Raw genomic sequence first — 18,940 nt, 5'->3', positions numbered from 1 at the left:
CATGAATATAAATAATCAGGACTCAATTTATTAAAGTTGTGAATTAGATTCGGGTCCTAAGATTTCTGCATCTTCAACCGGAGTTTTCGCTTTATGAGTATTAGAAACAGGATGTTCTGTTAATTCAGGATCCCAAGCTCTTTCACCGAAAACTTCTTCCAAGTCTTCTCTAAAGATGACTTCTTTTTCTAAAAGTTTCGCAGCAAGTGCATCTAATTTATCTTTATTATCAGCTAAAATCTGCAAAGCTCTGGCATATTGCGTTTCAATAATTTTCGAAATTTCTTCGTCAATCATTTTTGCAGTATTCTCAGAATACGGTTTTCCAAAGCTATATTCAGATTGTCCTGTACTGTCGTAGTAAGATATATTACCGATTTTATCGTTTAGTCCGTAAATGGTAACCATTGCTTGCGCTTGTTTGGTTACTCTTTCTAAATCTGAAAGCGCGCCAGTTGAAATGTTTCCGAAGATGGTTTGCTCAGCAGCTCTACCACCTAAGGTCGCACAAAGCTCGTCATACATCTGCTCAGTAGTCGTCAACTGTCTTTCTTCCGGAAGATACCACGCTGCACCTAATGAACGTCCTCTCGGAACGATAGTCACCTTTAATAACGGTGCTGCATGTTCTACCAACCAAGAAATAGTTGCGTGTCCTGCTTCGTGATAAGCAACTCTTCTTTTTTCTGAAGGCTTAATTGCTTTATTTTTCTTTTCAAGACCACCGATAATTCTATCAACAGCATCTAAGAAATCTTGTTTCGTTACCGATTCATGAGAATTTCTTGCTGCAATTAAAGCGGCCTCATTACAAAGGTTTGCGATATCTGCACCACTAAATCCTGGAGTTTGTTTTGCCAAGAATTCTCGATCAATATTCGGTTCCATTTTAATTTTAGCCAAATGCACATCGAAGATTTCTCTTCTTTCATGCAACTCTGGTAAGTCAACATAAATCGAACGGTCAAATCGACCAGCTCTCATTAAGGCTTTATCTAAAATATCTGCTCTGTTGGTTGCCGCCATAATGATCACATTCGTGTCGGTTCCAAAACCATCCATTTCTGTCAGTAATTGATTCAGAGTGTTTTCTCTTTCATCATTTCCTCCCGTCATGTTTCCTTTTCCTCTGGCTCTACCGATAGCATCAATTTCATCAATGAAAATAATCGCCGGTGATTTCGCTTTCGCCTGAGCAAATAAGTCTCTTACTCGGGAAGCTCCAACTCCTACAAACATTTCGACAAAGTCAGAACCTGACAGCGAGAAGAAAGGAACTTTCGCCTCACCTGCAACTGCTTTTGCTAAAAGGGTTTTACCTGTTCCCGGAGGACCAACTAATAATACTCCTTTCGGAATTTTACCTCCCAGTTTGGTGTATTTTTCAGAGTTCTTTAAAAAGTCTACCACTTCCTGAACTTCTTCTTTTGCACCTTCCAGTCCTGCAACATCTTTAAATGAAACTTGAACTTTATCTTTTTCGTCAAACAGTTTTGCTTTTGATTTACCGATAGAGAAGATTTGGCCACCGCCTCCGCCGCCACCGCCGCCCATCATTTTGCGGAAAATCACAAAATAGAAGAGTGCCATGATTGCGATCCAGAAAACCGCGGTAAATAATAACTCCGTCATTGGATTTTTACCAACTCCGTAATCTTTTTTAGTTACGATGGCTGGGTTATCCTGTTTGATTTTATCGAATTTTTCCAAGAAAAGCTGTAGGTCTCCGAAACTGATTGTGTAATCGGGTTTTGGAGAAAAGTCAAATGCTGAAAAAGGGCTTCTTTCTTTTGCAACCTGCTTACTATCTAATGCTTTTTTAGCAGCCGGTGTAAGAAAAACATCTGCCTTTTCGGTATCTTTATAAATCAGTACATTCTGAACTTTACCCTCTGCCATTAAGGCATAGAACCCTTCTTCGTCTAATGAATTCGCTGAGGAATCCCCATTCATATTCGAAAAGAAAAAGAGTAAAATGGCCACAATCGCAATTGGGAAAAACCAGTTAAATCCTTTATTGTTATTCATATCTTTTTATAAAAATTTTGACGAAATGGTTCTCGTCAACTATCAGTAATTAATTTTCGATTTTGGTGATCTTTGCATCTCCCCAAAGCTCCTCAATATCATAGTATTCTCTGGTTTCTCTCTGGAAAACGTGCACCACTACGGATACATAATCCAACAGAACCCAAAGTGAGTTTTCACTCCCTTCCACATGCCATGGACGGTCTTGTAAATCATTTCTAACCTTTTTTTGGATGTTTCCGGAAATAGCCGAAACTTGGGTGTTAGAGTTTCCGGTGCAGATTACGAATGTTTGCGCTGCCGAATTTTCGATGGTCGATAAGTCGAAGATCATGATGTCTTCTCCCTTGGTATCTTGTATTGCCTCTACAATTTTGTCGATTAGTAGTTGCTTTTCTGTGATTTTGTTCATTAAAAATTTTGTATAATCTGCAAATTTATTGTTTTTTTATTTAAATAGTCTCAAATTTACCAAATCTAACTCTTAAAGTTTTCATAAATGATGTGCTTGTTCTATCTCAAAGAATGTTCTTCAACCCATGATGAGATTGAGAAATTTATATCTCATGACACTCTTGATCTGCAAGCTGTTTGCACTTTTAATCAAACTAAAGGCAAAGGCCAGTATGGAAATTCCTGGGAATCTGGTAACGATTTAAGCTTGGCTTATTCAGTCGCAGTCCCTGATGAACTCATTAAATTACCCAATCATTTATTCAATTTTCATACCGCTGAAGTATTGACTGATTTTCTTGCCATTCTGACAAATCATACGCCTCAAATTAAGTGGCCAAATGATATTATCATTAATAATAAAAAAGTTTCTGGGATTTTAATTGAAAAGAAAATTATTAAAAGAAGATCGTATTTCCTTATCGGTATTGGGGTAAATGTTTTAGAAGAAAATTTCAAGCATCTCCCAAAAGCAGGCTCATTACTTACTCAAACCGGAATTAGATTCGATCTTGAAAGTTTGACAGAATCATTACATGAGTATTTGGTCGAAAATTTAACGAAACCAACTTCTGAAGAATCGGTATTGAAAAAGTTGAATGAACGGTTGTTCCGAAAGGATTTAATCTCTGTTTTTCAAATCGGTCAATCAAGACAAAATGGCATTATTAAAAAAGTAGATGAAGACGGATTTCTTTGGGTTGAATTAGAAAACGATGGATTAAAGAAATTCTTCCATAAAGAGATTGCGCTTCTTTATTGATTGGCTCTTTTAAAATAAAGATACAAGGCAAGTGGGCCAAAAATAAAGTTAGGAATCCACATTGCGAGAAGTGGTGATATTGTTTTATTGGCGGAAACAACCTTTAAAACTTCAAATGAAAATACAAAGACAAAAGCCAGTGAAATCCCAATTGCGAGGTTCATTCCTAAACCACCCCGTTTTTTTTCAGATGAAAGAGCAAGTCCTAAAACCGTCAAGATAATTACCGAAAATGGCATTGAGGTTCTCTGATAAAGCTCATTCAAATAGTTATTGAGATTTGCGTTTCCTTTTTCTTTTTCCCGGTTGATGAATTTAATAAGTTCAGGCGTAGTTTTATTTTGACCTAATAAAACATCAGGAAAAAGTTCCTCCGGAGATTGACCGAAATTTTTAGACATCGTGTTTCCTTGAGCTAATTTTTCGGTGTCATTTTTAAGGAATGACTTTTCTAAATAATTAGTCATTAAGAATAACTTTTTATCCTTATCCCAATAGAAATCTGCAGCATTTAATTGATAAATCAACTTTCTGTCTTTATCAAATTTCTGGTAGAAAAAGCCCGAACCACGCTTCTCTTTTTTATTATAACTTTTAATAAAGATGTACTCGGTCTTTGAAAGTTGAGTCGCAACTTCAGCATTTCCAGTGAATTCTTCCCGGTTTTTTGCACTATAAGTATAAGGTTCTAATTCGTTCTTCTTAATGTTTGCCAGCGGTAATAAAAAGTGATTGATCAATAAAGCGGCAATCGCAATCACTCCAGACGTTATAAAATAAGGTCTGGCAAATCGATGGAAACTAGCTCCAGAACTTATGATGGCAACAATCTCAGTATTGTTGGCGATTTTTGAAGTAAAGAAAATAACCGAGATAAAAACCAAAATCGACATGAAGGTAATAACCAGATTTACAATCCAATACGGATAGAAATCAATCAAAAATTCAGTTACGGTAAAGCCGTTTGATTCAATTCTTGGAGCTTTTGCCTGGACATCGATGACCAAAATAATAATCGTTAATAACCCTAACATGAACCCAAAAGTTCCGAGGTATTTTTTGATGATATAGAGGTCAATTATTTTCATAAATACTTTTAGAATTTTTTTAAAGTCTTTGTCTAAGAATTGGGTCGATTGATTGTTTCCATTCGTAGAAATCGCCAGCGACAATATGTTGTCTTGCAACTCTAACTAGATCCAAGTAGAAAGCTAAATTATGAATAGATGCAATTTGTTTTCCTAAATATTCTTTGGCCACAAATAAATGACGAACATATGCTTTCGAATAATCTGAATCTACATAACTCGTTCCGAATTCATCTAAAGGAGAAAAATCACTTTCCCACTTCTTATTCTTCATATTCATCACGCCTTGCCAAGTAAATAACATAGCATTTCTGGCATTTCTGGTTGGCATTACACAATCCATCATGTCGATTCCTAAACCGATAGATTCTAAAATATTCCACGGAGTACCAACACCCATTAAATATCTTGGTTTTTCGACTGGCAAAATATCAGTTACGATATCTGTGATTCTGTACATTTCCTCTTCTGGTTCTCCTACAGAAAGTCCACCAATTGCATTTCCTACTGCGTTTTGTTCTGAGATAAATTCTGCAGATTTTATTCTTAAATCAGCATAACAAGATCCTTGAACGATGGGGAAAAACGCTTGCTTATGACCGTATAATTCCGGGTTTTCTGCATTCCATTTTATACATCGTTTTAACCAGCGATGCGTAAGATCCATTGATTTTTTAACCTGGTTATATTCTGCGGGATAAGCAACACATTCATCAAAAGCCATGAAGATATCTGCACCAATCTTTCTTTGGATATCCATCGAAATTTCAGGTGAAATAAAATGAGTACTTCCGTCAATATGAGATTTGAATTTTACGCCTTTCTCATTTAATTTTCTCGATTTTGACAAAGAGAACACTTGGTAACCACCAGAATCGGTAAGAATTGGTAAATCCCAGTTCATGAATTTATGAAGACCTCCAGCTTGCTGCATGATATCCATTTTTGGGCGAAGATTTAAGTGATAGGTATTTCCTAAAATAATCTGCGCTTTGATATCATCTTTTAGTTCTCTTTGATGAACGGTTTTTACAGAAGCAACTGTTCCCACGGGCATGAAAATCGGTGTTTCAATGGTGCCGTGATCTGTTGTAATTGTTCCGGCTCTAGCTTTTCCGGTTGTGCTTTTATTGATTTCGAAAAATGGGGACTTCATATTATCTTGCAAATGCAGGTAAGTTTTTGTTTTCTTTTAATTTCTTCTCGATATAGATTTTTGCTTTTGGATCTTTGTTTAAAACAATATCCTGTGCGTTATCTATTATCTTTTCTATGTCGCCGGTGGCGGTGTAGTATTTATAACTTTCAACAAAATCATTTCCTTTGATTTTTTTTTGTTGAAGGGTGTATCGGGTTGCATTATCTAAATTGGTATTTTCTACCACCATGTTCAGTTGCTCATTTATTGCAAAGTCTGCAAGTAATTCTGACATGGTATCTTTCGGAACAAGGTTTTTTGGTTGGTCAATCAGTTGCGAACAAGCCATCATTAAAAATGAAAAAAGCACCAATGTTATTTTTCTCATAACTTCCCGATCATGGATTTCCATTTTAAATTTAAAACTCCAAAAACAGCTTCGTGAATAATTCCGCCATTCATTTTGCTTACTCCTAATTCTCTGTTGGTGAAGATAATAGGAACTTCTACAACTTTAAATCCTTTTTTAATCGCACGGAATTTCATTTCAATCTGAAAACCGTATCCTTTTAATTTAATTTTGTCTAAACCAATTTCTTCCAAGACTTTTCTGGAGAAACAAACGAATCCCGCAGTCGTATCATGAATTGGAATTCCCAAAATCATGCGCACATATTTAGAAGCGAAGTAAGAAAGAAGAACTCTTCCCATTGGCCAGTTAACCACATTTACTCCTTTTGAATATCGGGAACCAATACTCATATCTGCTTTTAAGCATGCTTGAAATAATTTATTGAGATCAGCTGGATTATGTGAGAAATCAGCATCCATTTCAAAAATATAATCGTAGTTATTTTGCAGAGCCCATTTGAATCCATGGATATAAGCTTTTCCTAAACCATCTTTTATTTTTCTGATAATTAAATGAAGATGATCAGGGTAAATTGTCTGCAGTTTTTTTACAATTTCTGCCGTTCCGTCGGGCGATGAATCATCAACAATCAAAACATGAAAATTCTCCTTCAGCGCAAAAACTGTAGCGATTATGTTTTCAATATTTTCCTTCTCATTATAAGTTGGAATGATGACGAGTTTTTTCATCTTAAAAATTAAGGTGCAAAGATAAACTTTTCCGCCATTATTAATAGGGACGATTTTGACGACCGGGATTAATTCCAAGTTAAATAGCGTTAATATATCTTAACATATTCCTTTAATATTCTTATTTTTGCAAAAACTTTACTTTTGGTTAGAATCGTGCAACAAAACGATTGGGTGGTATTTATCATCGTCGGTTGTATTTTACTTTATGTGTTCATGCTTTTATATCTTCATCGCGATTCTTCGGTGAGGGTTTTTTTGATGCAGAAATTCGCAGACTCTTCTAATAATTTTTTGAGTTGGTTGATTATCAGTGTCGTTTTTACGCTTTTAATGGCAACGCTTATTTCGCAGTCGATCCCAATTGTTCCAAAACAAATAACCGACATTCATTTCTTCGGATATGAGCTCAATAAATTTGGATATACCTTGATTTCACTAATTATATTTTATAGCCTTAAAAGTATGTTGTCCTATATTTTTTATGCTGGGACAGGAAATATGAAAAGGTGGACTCTTTTTCAATTCACCGCATCGAAGTTTTATTTTACAGTTTCATTTGTGTTAATGGCTTTGTGTATTTATCAATATTTTTACGATATAACTGATTTACAGTTATTTGATTATTATTTCGTTGGTTTACTTGGTGTTTTTGTGTTTAAAGTTTTATTTTATTTGCTCTCACCCAACCAGATATTACCTGACAAGTGGTATTATAAATTTTTGTATATTTGCACCCTTCAATTTGCACCTGTTTTGGTGCTATGGAGAGTATTATATCTTTAAGAAATTTTGATGATGAAAATTAAATCTATACTGGTTTCACAGCCCGCGCCTAATGAGTCTTCTCCTTATTTGGAAATTGCAAGAAAGGAAAAAATCCGAATAGATTTTAAGCCTTTTATTCATGTAGAAGGAGTTGATGCGAAAGAGCTTAGAACGCAGAAAATTGATTTGTCGCAATTTACCGGTATTATTTTTACCAGTAAAAATGCGATTGATCATTATTTCCGTTTGGCAGAAGAAATGCGTTTCGCAGTGCCAGATTCTATGCGTTACATTTGCCAATCAGAAGCGATTGCGAATTATTTACAAAAACATATTGTTTACAGAAAAAGAAAGATTGCTTTCGGTGAAAGAACTTTTGCTGATTTGATTCCGCTTTTCAAAAAGTTCCCATCCGAGAAATATATTTTACCGGCATCTGATATTATTGGTTCTGATATCCAAAATGTTTTAGATTCTTCTGGAATTGACTGGACGAAAGCCACCATGTATAAAACGGTAAGTAGTGATCTAAGTGAAATTAACATTGCTGATTATGATATGTTGGTTTTCTTTACAAGACAGGGAATTAAATCGTTGCATGAAAACTTTAAAGACTTTGAACAAGGCAAAGTTAAAGTTGCTGTTTTCGGTTTAACTACTGAGCAAGCAGCTAAGGATGCTGGGTTGAGAGTTGATGTAATGGCTCCGAGCAAAGAAACGCCATCAATGACTATGGCAATTGAAAAATACATAAGAGGGCTGGAGAAATAATTTCTTCAAGTCTAAATAACATAATCAAAAAACCGCCTTTTTCTTAGATTAAGTCGGTTTTTTATATTTAAATATCTACTCTAAATGAGCCATAATAATATCACTCCGCCAAAAGCGAAAAAAATAGAGAAAGTTCTGGAAATCCACGGTGATCAAAGAAACGATCCTTATTTTTGGTTGAACGAAAGAGAGAATCCTGAAGTTATACAATACCTGGAAGAAGAAAATTCTTACGCTGAATCGGTAATGAAAGAGACCGAAGATTTTCAGCAACTTCTTTTTGATGAAATGAAAGCCCGATATAAAAAAGATGATGAGTCACTTCCTTATTTTTTTAATGAATATTGGTATATCGTTCGGTTCGTAGACGGAAAGGAGCATCCTTTGTTTACACGAAAATTTCAGACTTTAGAAAATGAAGAAGAACTTTTATTAGATGTAAATGTTTTAGCAGAAGGTCAAAAATTTTTCGAAGTTGGAAGTGTTGCTGTTTCTCCGAATAATAAATTGATGAGTTATTCGTCCGATAATATGGGACGAAGAATTTATAATATAAATTTTCAGAATTTAGAAACTGGCGAAATTTTACAAGATCAAATTCCAAATACGACTGGAAAAGCAGTGTGGGCAAATGATAATGAGCATGTTTTCTACATCAGAAAAGATGACAGTTTGCGAGCGTTTCAGGTTTTTCTTCATCAATTGGGAACGGATTCTTCGCAAGATGTTTTAATTTTTCATGAAGAAGATGAAACTTTTGATGTGAATGTTTTTAAAACCAAATCTTTAAAATATATTTTTATTTCAAGTTCGAGTACGATTTCTGACGAGCAGAGATTTATTCCTGCAGATGATGTTATGGCAGACTGGAAAATAATTCAGCCAAGAATTGATGATTTAGAATATTCGGTTGAGCATTTTGAAGATGAATTTTATATCATTTCAAATGCTGATGATGCTACCAACTTTAAAATTTCGAAAACTAAAGTGGCCAATCCAGGACTAGAAAATTGGATTGAAGTAATTCCACATCGGGAAGACGTTTTGTTGGAAGGTTTTGAGATTTTCCAAAACTATCTGGTTCTTGAAGAAAGAATGGAAGGTCTTTTACAAATCAAAATCATTGATACGAAAAACAACACTTTCCATTATTTACCTTTTTCAGATCCGACTTATACGGCTTATATTGGGTTGAATTTAGAATTCGACACCGAAAAATTGCGTTTCGGATATACTTCTTTAACGCAGCCAAGTTCGACTTTCGAATATGATATGAAAGAAAGAACGACCAAATTGTTGAAACAACAGGAAGTCTTAGGTGGAGATTTTGTTCCGGAAAATTATATTTCAGAAAGAATTTGGGCAACTGCCAGAGACGGAAAAAAAATTCCGATTTCTTTGGTTTATCATAAAAATACCGTGAAATCTGCAGAAACTCCTTTATTGATTTATGGTTACGGAAGTTATGGACATACCATCGATGCGAGTTTTTCGAATGTTCGACTATCTCTTTTAAATCGTGGTTTTATCTACGCAATTGCACACGTTCGAGGTGGAGAATATATGGGAAGAGAGTGGTATGAAGATGGAAAAATGCTCTTCAAGAAAAACACGTTCTTTGATTTCATCGATGCTGCTAAGTATTTAGTAAAAGAAAATTATACTTCTGAAAAACATCTTTATGCGATGGGCGGAAGTGCCGGCGGACTTTTGATGGGAGCGATCATTAATTATGAACCGGAATTATTCAATGCAATTGTGGCGCAAGTTCCTTTTGTTGATTTGGTAACGACGATGTTAGACGAAACGATTCCTTTAACAACGGGAGAATTTGATGAATGGGGAAATCCGAAAGACAAAGAATATTACGATTATATAAAATCATATTCTCCTTATGATAATATAGAAGCGAAAAATTACCCGCATATTTTGATTACAACAGGTTTGCACGATTCTCAAGTTCAATATTGGGAACCTGCAAAATGGACGGCAAAACTTCGGGAATTGAAAACCGATACTAATATTTTGATTTTCAAAACCGATATGAGTTCCGGTCACGGCGGTGCCAGCGGAAGATTTGAATCTTTAAAAGAAGATTCTTTGGAATATGCATTTTTAATGAAATTAGAAAATAAGATAGATGGAAAATAAATCAGAAAGCCAACTTTGGGAAGAAGTTGAAGCGTTTTTTGTAAAGACTTTTGATACCGAAAAACATCCGCAGATTGACACGATTCTATTTTTAATCGGAGTTCAGGAATTAGGAAGCGGACAACAAAAATATACGAAAGATGACAAGTTGAATATTCTGCATATCGCAGTTTGTCGTTTGTTAGAACCTTTTGGTTACTATAAGTTCAGAGATTATGACGATGACGGCTATCCGCATTTCGATGAAGTTGCGCCACTTCCGGAGTTGAAACCGAATGAGCAACAGATTCTAATGAAGAAAGCGATTATTCAATATTTTATTGATGAAGAACTTTTTTAGATAAATAAAGACTGATTTTTAAAATCAGTCTTTTTTGTTTAATAGTTCTTCCAGTTGATTAAGTCCCATTTTAAAACCTCCTTCAAAGCCCATTTCTAAAAGAGCTCTCATATCTTCTGTTGTTTTGAAGTGAATATTGACCGTTAATTTCGTGCCTTCTTCAACTCCCGTAAAACCAAGTAGCCAATTGCTGGCTGGAAATTCATTACGCATACTTCCGTTTTCATCTGTAAAAAAGGCAGAGTAGTCGAAACTGCGATGAAAATTGATTTCATGAAAACGAACTCCGCTGAAACTTTTTTCGTTTTCCGGACCAACCATCGCGTAATTCCAAACTCCTTCCGGCGCAAAATCCATTTTTAAAGTTTGGCATTTCCAAGGTTCTGGAGCCCACCATTGATCGAGTAAATCTGCCTTTGTAAAGTGATTCCAGACTTCATCAACGGTAGTATGGAAAATCTTCATGATATAAAGAGAGGCCGAATTGTCATCTTTATTAAAAATTATTTCAGTTTTCATTCTCTGATTTTTATCAAATATATTATATTTTAACAGAATATTCTTAATTTGAGTTAAAAAATTGTTGATTAACAATACTTTGTTAAAAAAAAGTCTTTTATGAAATTAAACACAATATTTTGGCCTTTCTTTTGTTATAATATTCTTAAAATGAGTAATTTTAACAATTCATTTTTAATTAAAAATAATGAGCAATAAGTTTATTCCATTTATATCAGTGTTGATGACCATTTCGATGATTGTCTTTGTCACCTTGCAATTGTATTGGATTAAGGAATTATACAGTGCGCTGAATCAGGATTTTTCTAATAAAGTATATTCTTCTTTAGAGTCTTCTGCATTAAAAGTTTCCCAATTGGAAGTTGATAAATATCTAAATCAGGATTATAAAAATTTTGGAAAAAACGTGGTTGACGGCAGTAATCAGCCAACTCAAACTTATATTCAACAAAACGCAGATTCTGCTAATAAATCAACGATTACATTTCAGAAAAGTATCGTTGAAAATCAGAATTTCCCTATTTCGCAAAAGGGAGATAGTTTGAAACTAACGAAACTCTATACCGATGAAGGAATTTTGAAAATTAATAAAGCGCCCAATAGTTCCGAACCACTTACTGCACAGATGAGTAAAGATATTAATAATAATACTTATGCGTTAAGAGAATTTGCAAAATTGAGTGCTTCGAATTTACCGATTGAGCAAAGAGTAGATGCAAAAACATTGGATTCTGTTTTGACTAAAGAATTGAAATTGAATGGTTTGGATACGAGTTTTGGTTTTGCGGTAATGGATCGGAAAAATGAAATGACAAAAGTGGTGAATAGTACTTTTTCTGATCAAAAAGAAAAAAATAATTATACTTATCCGCTTTTTACGGATAATAAAGACAGAACGATTTATACGCTGGCAGTTGTTTTTCCTAGGAAAGATTACTCTTTGGCCAAAACGAATTTACCAATGTTATTGGGGACTTTCATGTCTTTGCTGACGATTTTGGGGATTTATATTATCTCCATTAATTATATGATGCGACAGAAAAAAATCGCTGATGTCAAAACAGACTTTATCAATAATATGTCACATGAATTCAAAACACCATTGGCTACAATTTCTGTGGCGACTGATTCTTTGGTAAACGACAAAATTGCAACCAATCCAGAAAAGGTGAAATACTATGCAGGTTTGATTAAGCAGGAAAATTTGCGGATGAAGAAGCAAGTTGAAAATGTTTTGAATATGTCGAAGCTGGAAAGGAATGAGGTAGAATTGTTTTTGAAAGAAACTGATGTTCGAGCTTTAATTAAAAGAACAACGGAATCTTTTGGATTGATTGTCGCGCAAAGGCACGGAACATTAACTCAAGAATTTAATACTGATAAGTATCGCTTTAAAATTGATGAATTCCATATTGCAAATGCTTTGGTGAATTTATTAGATAACGCTAATAAATACTCACCAGAAGCTCCAGAGATAAAAGTGAGTACCAGAAATGAAGGAAATTGGTACGTGGTAGAGATTTCTGATAAAGGAATGGGAATGGAAACCGAGAATAAATTAAGGATTTTCGAGAAGTTTTTCCGGGAAGAAACTGGGAATATTCATAATGTGAAAGGCCAGGGACTTGGATTATCCTACGTAAAAAAAATAGTAGAATTACATAAAGGTGTAATTATCGTTGACTCTCAAAAAGATAAGGGAAGCACGTTTACGATAAAGCTACCGATGAATGTTTAAAAAATATCGATACTATATATAGTGTCATTTAACAAAAAAAGATTGAGGTAAAACCTAATAACTTTAAATATAAAAATTATGAGCAACAGAATCTTATTAGTAGAAGACGACCAGAGTTTTGGTGCGGTTTTGAAAGATTATTTATCGATAAATAATTTTGAAGTAACCTTGGCTACAGATGGTGAGCAAGGTTTAAAGGAGTTTACGGAAAACGAATTTGATATTTGTATTTTCGATGTGATGATGCCGAAGAAAGATGGATTCAGTTTGGCAGAAGATGTAAAAAGAATTGATAAAAATATACCGATCATTTTCCTTACCGCGAGAAATATGCGTGAAGATATTTTGAAAGGTTACCAATTGGGTGCTGATGATTATATCACCAAACCTTTTGATACGGAACTTTTATTATATAAAATTAAAGCAATTCTGCAAAGAAGCGCGACGGCTGAGAACGACGAACAGGAACAATTTAAGATCAGTAATATTTTCTTTGATTCAATGTTGAGACAATTAAGAGTAAATGAAAACGATTACAAGCTTTCACCAAAAGAAAATGAATTGCTTAAATTACTTTGTCAGCACAGAAATGATTTTATGCCAAGAGATTTAGCTTTAAGAAAAATCTGGAAGAAAGAGAATTATTTCACTGCTAGAAGTATGGATGTTTACATTGCTAAACTCAGAAAATTACTGAAAGAAGATGATGGTTTAGAAATCATCAACGTACACGGAGAAGGGTTCCGTTTGTTGGTGAAAAATTAATCGCAAAAAAAAAGGTTAATGTGAAAACCTATATATAAAGAAGCCGCTTTCAATTTAGAAAGCGGCTTCTTTATATATAGTAATGATGTTATTTTGCTTCTACACAGAAAACACGATATTGAACCGACGTTGCATCTTTAAAAAACTTTTTAATTTGAGCTAAATCACTTGCAGCACTTTGCTTGGTAAAATAACTTCCGGCCAGTACTTTATAGTTTGGTCGTAAAGAAGCATCCGTTTCCACTTTCATATTTGGAAATCTTCTTCTGAAGAACATTCCAACTTCTCTTGCTTCTTCATTGCTTTTCACAACTGCGATTTGAATTTTGTAACCACTGATTCTTGGATTTCTGCGACAGATTTCTGCGTTAGTAAGTTCTTTTTCCGGTACAGAAATTTTCGGAGTGGTTGTTTTTGATGAGTTATCAGAATACTCATTGTCGAAATTGGAAGAGGATGTACCTGTTTTTGTAGCACATTTGTCTTCGATATTACTTAATAAGTCGCTTACTTTTTGATCCATCATGATGGAAAGAGGCGTCCCGGAAATAGTATCTTTGGTTACAACTTGTTGTGCTTCAAATATATTTGTGGAAAACAAAGAGATGGCGACGATTATTTTAAAAAGGTTTTTCATTAAAAAAGATTTTTACAAATTTAAAACAAATAAAAATTATACCAACATTTGTTATTTAGAAGCATTACAAATTAAGTGAAATGACATAATGGCAATTGTATCGGCTGTTAAATTTATCTTAAAAACCTTATTTTTGCAAAGTTGAAAGTAAACTCAATATAATTTACTAACCCAAGATTTTATAAATGATTAGTTGGAGAAAGCATTACAAAAGAGGTCTCATCGCAATAGGTCTATTGTTGTTGACCAGTGCTTCTATTTACGCTCAAGGAGATGCTAAGAACGGTGAAAAGCTTTTTAAAGCAAATTGTACCGCCTGTCACGCATTGGACAAACAGCTTGTTGGTCCTGCTTTGGGTGGCATAGTAGACTTAGTTAAAAAGGAGCAAAATTTAGACACGGACTGGCTTCATAAGTGGATTAAAGACAATAAGGCTTTAAGAGCTTCAGGCGATAAGTACGCGAACGAAATTTTCGAAAAATTTAATAAAACTGAAATGACAGCATTTCCTAATCTTACTGATCAGGAAATCGATGACATTTTAGAGTACACAACAAATCCACCAGCACCGGAGCTCGCAGCAGAAGCGGCAGGGGAAGGAGCGGTAGATAATAATTCGGTTGCTGCTTTAGAGGCTGCAAAAATGCAATCGATGAATTCGAAAATTATTTTGCTTTCACTTTTAGCGATTGGTGGTTTATTAGTTTGGTTGCTTTTGAAATTGAAACAGTTGGTTAAACTGCAACAAACAGATGAGTTAACAGGACTTAATGCCAGCAGAGCAATTTCTTTTGCAGATCTGTACAGAAAATATGATTACATCGGAAAAGGAATCTTAGTTGTTCTAGGGGTTCTTGCTGCTTATGGATTGTGGAACTGGATGATGTGGATTGGAGTGTATAAAGGTTATAAGCCTGAGCAACCGATTCATTTCTCACACAGAATTCACGCAGGAGAAAACAAAATTGACTGTCAGCTTTGTCACTCTTCCGCAAAATATGGTAAGGTTTCTGAAATTCCTTCTATGAATGTTTGTATGAACTGTCACCGTAGTATTTCTGAATACAATGGAAAATATATGGAGCCAGGAAAAGATAAAGCATTCTATGATGGTGAGATTCAAAAAATCTATGCATCAACTGGATGGGATCCTGCTTCACAAAAATATACTGGTAAAACACAACCTGTAGAGTGGACAAGAATTCACAATATGCCGGACTTTGTTTACTTTAATCACGCTCAACACGTGGTGGTAGGAGAGCAAGCAATCCTTAATTCTTATAATCAGAAAAATCCTAATGCGAAAATAGATATCGTTTGTAAAGCTTGTCACGGACAGGTAGATACCATGAATGTGGTGCAAATGGCAAATGATTTCACAATGGGATGGTGTATAGAATGTCACAGAACTACTGAGGTAGATATGAACAATGGTTATAATAAAGAGTACTTCAAAAATCTACACGACAAACTGAAAAAACAGTACGGGTCAGGTGCGAAAATCACTGTAGATGCAATTGGAGGTCTTGAGTGTGGTAAATGTCATTATTAATAACAAAAATTAGAAGTATCAATGGCTTCAAATAAAATACAATTCAGAAGTATTCAAGAACTGAAAGATCCGAGCTTAAACGGACGATTGGCTGCAAAAGAATTTCAGACTGAAATTCCGGTAGGCGAAAAGTTAAGCGGAAATCAATCAACTGAATCTGGTCCTTCCAGAAGAGATTTCTTAAAACTATTAGGATTCTCTACGGCAGCGGTTACTTTGGCTGCTTGTGAAGCTCCAGTAATTAAGACGATTCCATATGTGGTAAAACCGCACGAAATCATTCCAGGTGTTCCTAATTATTACGCCTCAACTTTTTTTGATGGATCTGATTTCGCCAGTGTTCTAGTTAAAACAAGAGAAGGTCGTCCAATTAAAATTGAACCGAATCCACTTGCTAAACATTTAGGTAAAACAAGTGCAAGAACGCAAGCTGCAGTTCTTTCATTATATGATAACGATAAAGTAAAGCAACCAAAATTTGACGGTAAAGATGAAACTTTCGATAAAGTTGACAGTTTCGTTTTAAAAGGTTTATCTGAAGCGCAAGCTGGAGGAAAAAGAATCGTTGTTTTATCGCATTCATTCCCTTCACCTACATTCAAAAAATTGTTTGGTGATTTCAAAGCAAAATATCCTACGGCTGAACTCGTAACTTACGATGCACTTCCACACACTGCAGCTTTAGATGCAGCACAGGAAGTATTCGGACAGAGGAGTTTACCAGTATATGACTTATCGAAAACACAATTAGTGGTTTCTTTCCAGGCAGATTTCTTAGGCGAATTTAACGGAGGTTCTTTAGAAACTTCATACGCTTTAGCAAGAACGCCAGGTAAAGATATGTTGAGACACATTCAAGTGGAATCTAACATGACTTTAACCGGAGCTAATGCTGATACAAGAGTTAGATTAAAGCCAAGTGCTGTAAATAAAGTTTTAGTAGAAGTTTATAACGGACTAAACGGTGGAAGCGTAAGCAAAGAAGCTGGAGAGTTAGTTAAAGAACTACAAGAAAAAGGAAGCAACGCTGTTGTTTTCGCTGATGGTTCTAAAGCGGCTCACGTTTTAGCCAACTTAATTAATCAAAAATTAGCCTCAAATGCTTTCACTGGGAAAGCGAACTTCTTAAAGGAGTTTGATGCTGAAAGATATGAGCAGTTATTAGCTTGGATGAATGCGGGACAGGTTGGTGTATTAATCGCCAATAATGTAAACCCAATTTATTCTAATAACAAAGGAGAAGAATTTAGAAAATCTCTAGAAAAAGTTCCTTACGTTATTGCTGTAGCTGATAAGAAAAACGAAATGTACAAAGCAGCGAAAGCTGTAATTCCTGTAGCAAACTGGTTAGAAAGCTGGGGAGATATGACACCGGAAACTGGTGTTTATACTTTAATGCAGCCTACGATCCAAAAAATATTTAAATCAAGACAGATTGAAGAGTCTCTATTGGTTTGGATGAATGGAAAAGACAATCCAGCTAATAATTATTATGATTATTTGAAAGCGAATGCTGCAACTTTAATTGGTGGTACTACTTTTAATAAAGCACTTTATAGTGGTGTTATTGAGGGTGGTAATACTGCAACACTTGCTTATACAGGTGGTGATTCAGCAAAAGCTATTTCAGAATTAACAGGTTTCAAAGCCTCAGATTTAGAATTAGTTTTATATACAAAAACTGCAATAGGAGACGGAACTCAGGCAAACAATCCTTGGTTGCAAGAATTGCCAGATCCAATTACCAGAATGACTTGGGATAACTATTTAACCATGTCACCGAAAGATGCTGCAAGATTAGGAATCGAAAACGAGCTTAATGGAAGAATGCAGTTAGACGGTTCAATGGTAAACGTGACTGTAAATGGCGTAACGATTAAAGATGTTCCAGTATATATCCAACCAGGTCAGGCTGATGGAGCAGTGGGATTAGCTTTAGGTTACGGTAAAAAGAATTCAGGAAAAGTTGCCGAATCTGGTGTTAATGCATATCCTTTATTTGACGGTTCTAACTTAGTTGTTTCAAATGTAAAAATTGAGAAAACTGGTGGTGAGCACGAATTTGCAGGAATGCAACTTCAGAATACATTAATGGGTCGTTATGAAATCGCGAGAGAAGTTCCTTTGGATGATTTCTTAAACGTGAAATTTGATGATGAGAAATTAGGATGGAACAAGCCTTTGGAATATCATACAATTGGAGGAGCTTTGCCAGCAGGTAAAATCGACCTTTGGGATGCTTTTGATGATACCGATGGTCCTCACTTTAATTTATCAGTTGACTTGAACTCTTGTACAGGTTGTGGCGCATGTGTCATCGCTTGTCAGGCTGAAAATAACGTTCCTGTTGTTGGTAAAGATGAAGTAAGAATGTCGAGAGATATGTTCTGGTTAAGAATTGACCGTTATTATTCCAATGATATCCCTGCGGAGATGGATTTGAATAAAGATGGTAAACTTTCTGAGTATGAAGCTGTTGCGGCAGATCTTAATGTACCAGGAATGTATGGTCATTTCATGAATAAAGAAAGTGGAATATTAAATCATCCGGCTACTAATCCAGATGTAATCTTCCAACCGGTAATGTGTCAGCACTGTAACCACGCTCCTTGTGAAACTGTTTGTCCTGTGGCAGCAACTTCTCACGGTAAGCAAGGTCAGAATCAAATGGCTTATAACAGATGTATTGGTACAAGATATTGTGCGAATAACTGTCCTTATAAAGTTCGTCGTTTCAACTGGTTTACATATAACCTTAACGATAAATTCGACTTTAATCAAAATAATGATTTAGGAAGAATGGTGTTGAATCCGGATGTTGTTGTAAGAACAAGAGGGGTTATGGAAAAATGTTCTATGTGTATTCAACAAACACAGAATGTAATTCTGGAAGCTAAAAAAGAAGGTAGAGTCATCAGAGACGGTGAATTCTCTACAGCTTGTGTTGATGCATGTTCTACTGGAGCAATGAAGTTTGGTGATATGAATGATAAGAGTTCTGAAATTAGAGCACTTTTCGGCACCAACAGAAGATATACTTTGCTGGAAGAAATTGGTACTAAACCAAACGTATTCTACCACACCAAAGTGAGAAACAGAAAAAATAATTTTTAAATAATAAATAGGT

Annotated in this window: 17 protein-coding genes; 9 read left to right on the top strand and 8 right to left on the bottom strand. The window is 35.0% G+C overall.

The genetic code is table 11. The annotated features are described in order from the left end of the window. Positions 1-30: 30 nt before the first annotated feature. Complete coding sequence (gene ftsH, locus Q73A0000_RS11855; RefSeq protein ID WP_193811149.1) at positions 31-2,028, bottom strand: ATP-dependent zinc metalloprotease FtsH; 1,998 nt, start codon at positions 2,026-2,028, stop codon at positions 31-33. Between the two features lie 49 nt (positions 2,029-2,077). Then, positions 2,078-2,440 (bottom strand): ribosome silencing factor, encoded by a 363-nt coding sequence (gene rsfS / locus Q73A0000_RS11850; protein ID WP_193811148.1) that lies wholly within the window; start codon positions 2,438-2,440, stop codon positions 2,078-2,080. Positions 2,441-2,527: 87 nt separating this feature from the next. Here rsfS and Q73A0000_RS11845 point away from each other — a divergent pair, with 87 nt between their 5' ends. Next, the gene (locus Q73A0000_RS11845) at positions 2,528-3,244 is read left to right on the top strand and encodes a biotin--[acetyl-CoA-carboxylase] ligase (protein ID WP_193811147.1); all 717 of its coding nucleotides are present in this window, start codon (positions 2,528-2,530) and stop codon (positions 3,242-3,244) included. Here Q73A0000_RS11845 and Q73A0000_RS11840 read toward each other — a convergent pair. The 4 genes from Q73A0000_RS11840 to Q73A0000_RS11825 are packed head-to-tail and all read right to left on the bottom strand — an operon-like array spanning position 3,238 to position 6,571. Beyond that, positions 3,238-4,332 (bottom strand): LptF/LptG family permease, encoded by a 1,095-nt coding sequence (locus Q73A0000_RS11840; RefSeq protein ID WP_193811146.1) that lies wholly within the window; start codon positions 4,330-4,332, stop codon positions 3,238-3,240. The genes Q73A0000_RS11845 and Q73A0000_RS11840 overlap by 7 nt on opposite strands. 19 nt (positions 4,333-4,351) lie before the next feature. Then, complete coding sequence (gene tgt / locus Q73A0000_RS11835) at positions 4,352-5,488, bottom strand: tRNA guanosine(34) transglycosylase Tgt (RefSeq protein ID WP_193811145.1); 1,137 nt, start codon at positions 5,486-5,488, stop codon at positions 4,352-4,354. Position 5,489: 1 nt separating this feature from the next. Further along, on the bottom strand, positions 5,490-5,882 hold the full coding sequence (locus tag Q73A0000_RS11830; protein ID WP_208458777.1) for a DUF4296 domain-containing protein: 393 nt from the start codon (positions 5,880-5,882) through the stop codon (positions 5,490-5,492). Further along, positions 5,855-6,571 (bottom strand): polyprenol monophosphomannose synthase, encoded by a 717-nt coding sequence (locus Q73A0000_RS11825; protein ID WP_193811143.1) that lies wholly within the window; start codon positions 6,569-6,571, stop codon positions 5,855-5,857. The genes Q73A0000_RS11830 and Q73A0000_RS11825 overlap by 28 nt, the downstream gene beginning before the upstream one ends. A gap of 144 nt (positions 6,572-6,715) precedes the next feature. Between Q73A0000_RS11825 and Q73A0000_RS11820 the strand changes: the two genes are divergently transcribed. The 4 genes from Q73A0000_RS11820 (at position 6,716) to Q73A0000_RS11805 (ending at position 10,601) form a co-directional block, all read left to right on the top strand. Further along, the gene (locus Q73A0000_RS11820) at positions 6,716-7,357 is read left to right on the top strand and encodes a DUF4271 domain-containing protein (protein ID WP_244140735.1); all 642 of its coding nucleotides are present in this window, start codon (positions 6,716-6,718) and stop codon (positions 7,355-7,357) included. Between the two features lie 12 nt (positions 7,358-7,369). After that, entirely contained in the window at positions 7,370-8,110 is a 741-nt protein-coding gene (locus tag Q73A0000_RS11815; protein WP_193811142.1) for a uroporphyrinogen-III synthase, read from the top strand. A 99-nt stretch (positions 8,111-8,209) separates the two neighbouring features. After that, positions 8,210-10,261 (top strand): S9 family peptidase, encoded by a 2,052-nt coding sequence (locus tag Q73A0000_RS11810; protein ID WP_193813716.1) that lies wholly within the window; start codon positions 8,210-8,212, stop codon positions 10,259-10,261. Further along, positions 10,251-10,601 (top strand): hypothetical protein, encoded by a 351-nt coding sequence (locus Q73A0000_RS11805; protein WP_193811141.1) that lies wholly within the window; start codon positions 10,251-10,253, stop codon positions 10,599-10,601. Before Q73A0000_RS11810 ends, Q73A0000_RS11805 begins: the two co-directional genes overlap by 11 nt. Positions 10,602-10,625: 24 nt before the next feature. On the opposite strand, the gene Q73A0000_RS11800 is transcribed toward Q73A0000_RS11805, so the two are convergent. Further along, entirely contained in the window at positions 10,626-11,120 is a 495-nt protein-coding gene (locus tag Q73A0000_RS11800; protein ID WP_193811140.1) for an SRPBCC domain-containing protein, read from the bottom strand. A 187-nt stretch (positions 11,121-11,307) separates the two neighbouring features. Here Q73A0000_RS11800 and Q73A0000_RS11795 point away from each other — a divergent pair, with 187 nt between their 5' ends. Together Q73A0000_RS11795 and Q73A0000_RS11790 are read left to right on the top strand one after the other, a co-directional pair. After that, positions 11,308-12,858: a sensor histidine kinase gene (locus tag Q73A0000_RS11795; RefSeq protein WP_193811139.1), complete on the top strand. Its 1,551-nt coding sequence runs from the start codon at positions 11,308-11,310 to the stop codon at positions 12,856-12,858. Between the two features lie 78 nt (positions 12,859-12,936). Then, positions 12,937-13,623 (top strand): response regulator transcription factor, encoded by a 687-nt coding sequence (locus Q73A0000_RS11790; protein ID WP_193811138.1) that lies wholly within the window; start codon positions 12,937-12,939, stop codon positions 13,621-13,623. Positions 13,624-13,711: 88 nt separating this feature from the next. On the opposite strand, the gene Q73A0000_RS11785 is transcribed toward Q73A0000_RS11790, so the two are convergent. After that, entirely contained in the window at positions 13,712-14,260 is a 549-nt protein-coding gene (locus Q73A0000_RS11785; protein ID WP_193811137.1) for an SPOR domain-containing protein, read from the bottom strand. 185 nt (positions 14,261-14,445) lie between these two features. Between Q73A0000_RS11785 and Q73A0000_RS11780 the strand changes: the two genes are divergently transcribed. Next, positions 14,446-15,813, top strand: coding sequence for a c-type cytochrome (locus Q73A0000_RS11780; RefSeq protein ID WP_193811136.1), 1,368 nt, complete (start codon positions 14,446-14,448; stop codon positions 15,811-15,813). A 21-nt stretch (positions 15,814-15,834) separates the two neighbouring features. After that, positions 15,835-18,927, top strand: a complete 3,093-nt coding sequence (locus Q73A0000_RS11775; protein ID WP_193811135.1) for a TAT-variant-translocated molybdopterin oxidoreductase — start codon at positions 15,835-15,837, stop codon at positions 18,925-18,927. The last annotated feature ends 13 nt before the right edge of the window (positions 18,928-18,940 follow it).

It is taken from the genome of Kaistella flava (ex Peng et al. 2021) (assembly GCF_015191005.1).
GTDB classification, from domain to species: Bacteria; Bacteroidota; Bacteroidia; order Flavobacteriales; family Weeksellaceae; genus Kaistella; species Kaistella flava.
The sequence above is the reverse complement of the archived record's forward strand: the minus strand, read 5'-3'. Positions and strand labels throughout refer to the sequence as shown.

What these genes read in the sequence shown, in the direction of transcription:
- ftsH (WP_193811149.1), bottom strand. Translation starts at nt 2,028, where the DNA reads ATGAATAACAATAAAGGATTTAACTGGTTTTTCCCAATTGCGATTGTG.
- rsfS (WP_193811148.1), bottom strand. Translation starts at nt 2,440, where the DNA reads ATGAACAAAATCACAGAAAAGCAACTACTAATCGACAAAATTGTAGAG.
- Q73A0000_RS11845 (WP_193811147.1), top strand. Translation starts at nt 2,528, where the DNA reads ATGATGTGCTTGTTCTATCTCAAAGAATGTTCTTCAACCCATGATGAG.
- Q73A0000_RS11840 (WP_193811146.1), bottom strand. Translation starts at nt 4,332, where the DNA reads ATGAAAATAATTGACCTCTATATCATCAAAAAATACCTCGGAACTTTT.
- tgt (WP_193811145.1), bottom strand. Translation starts at nt 5,488, where the DNA reads ATGAAGTCCCCATTTTTCGAAATCAATAAAAGCACAACCGGAAAAGCT.
- Q73A0000_RS11830 (WP_208458777.1), bottom strand. Translation starts at nt 5,882, where the DNA reads ATGGAAATCCATGATCGGGAAGTTATGAGAAAAATAACATTGGTGCTT.
- Q73A0000_RS11825 (WP_193811143.1), bottom strand. Translation starts at nt 6,571, where the DNA reads ATGAAAAAACTCGTCATCATTCCAACTTATAATGAGAAGGAAAATATT.
- Q73A0000_RS11815 (WP_193811142.1), top strand. Translation starts at nt 7,370, where the DNA reads ATGAAAATTAAATCTATACTGGTTTCACAGCCCGCGCCTAATGAGTCT.
- Q73A0000_RS11805 (WP_193811141.1), top strand. Translation starts at nt 10,251, where the DNA reads ATGGAAAATAAATCAGAAAGCCAACTTTGGGAAGAAGTTGAAGCGTTT.
- Q73A0000_RS11800 (WP_193811140.1), bottom strand. Translation starts at nt 11,120, where the DNA reads ATGAAAACTGAAATAATTTTTAATAAAGATGACAATTCGGCCTCTCTT.
- Q73A0000_RS11795 (WP_193811139.1), top strand. Translation starts at nt 11,308, where the DNA reads ATGAGCAATAAGTTTATTCCATTTATATCAGTGTTGATGACCATTTCG.
- Q73A0000_RS11790 (WP_193811138.1), top strand. Translation starts at nt 12,937, where the DNA reads ATGAGCAACAGAATCTTATTAGTAGAAGACGACCAGAGTTTTGGTGCG.
- Q73A0000_RS11785 (WP_193811137.1), bottom strand. Translation starts at nt 14,260, where the DNA reads ATGAAAAACCTTTTTAAAATAATCGTCGCCATCTCTTTGTTTTCCACA.
- Q73A0000_RS11780 (WP_193811136.1), top strand. Translation starts at nt 14,446, where the DNA reads ATGATTAGTTGGAGAAAGCATTACAAAAGAGGTCTCATCGCAATAGGT.
- Q73A0000_RS11775 (WP_193811135.1), top strand. Translation starts at nt 15,835, where the DNA reads ATGGCTTCAAATAAAATACAATTCAGAAGTATTCAAGAACTGAAAGAT.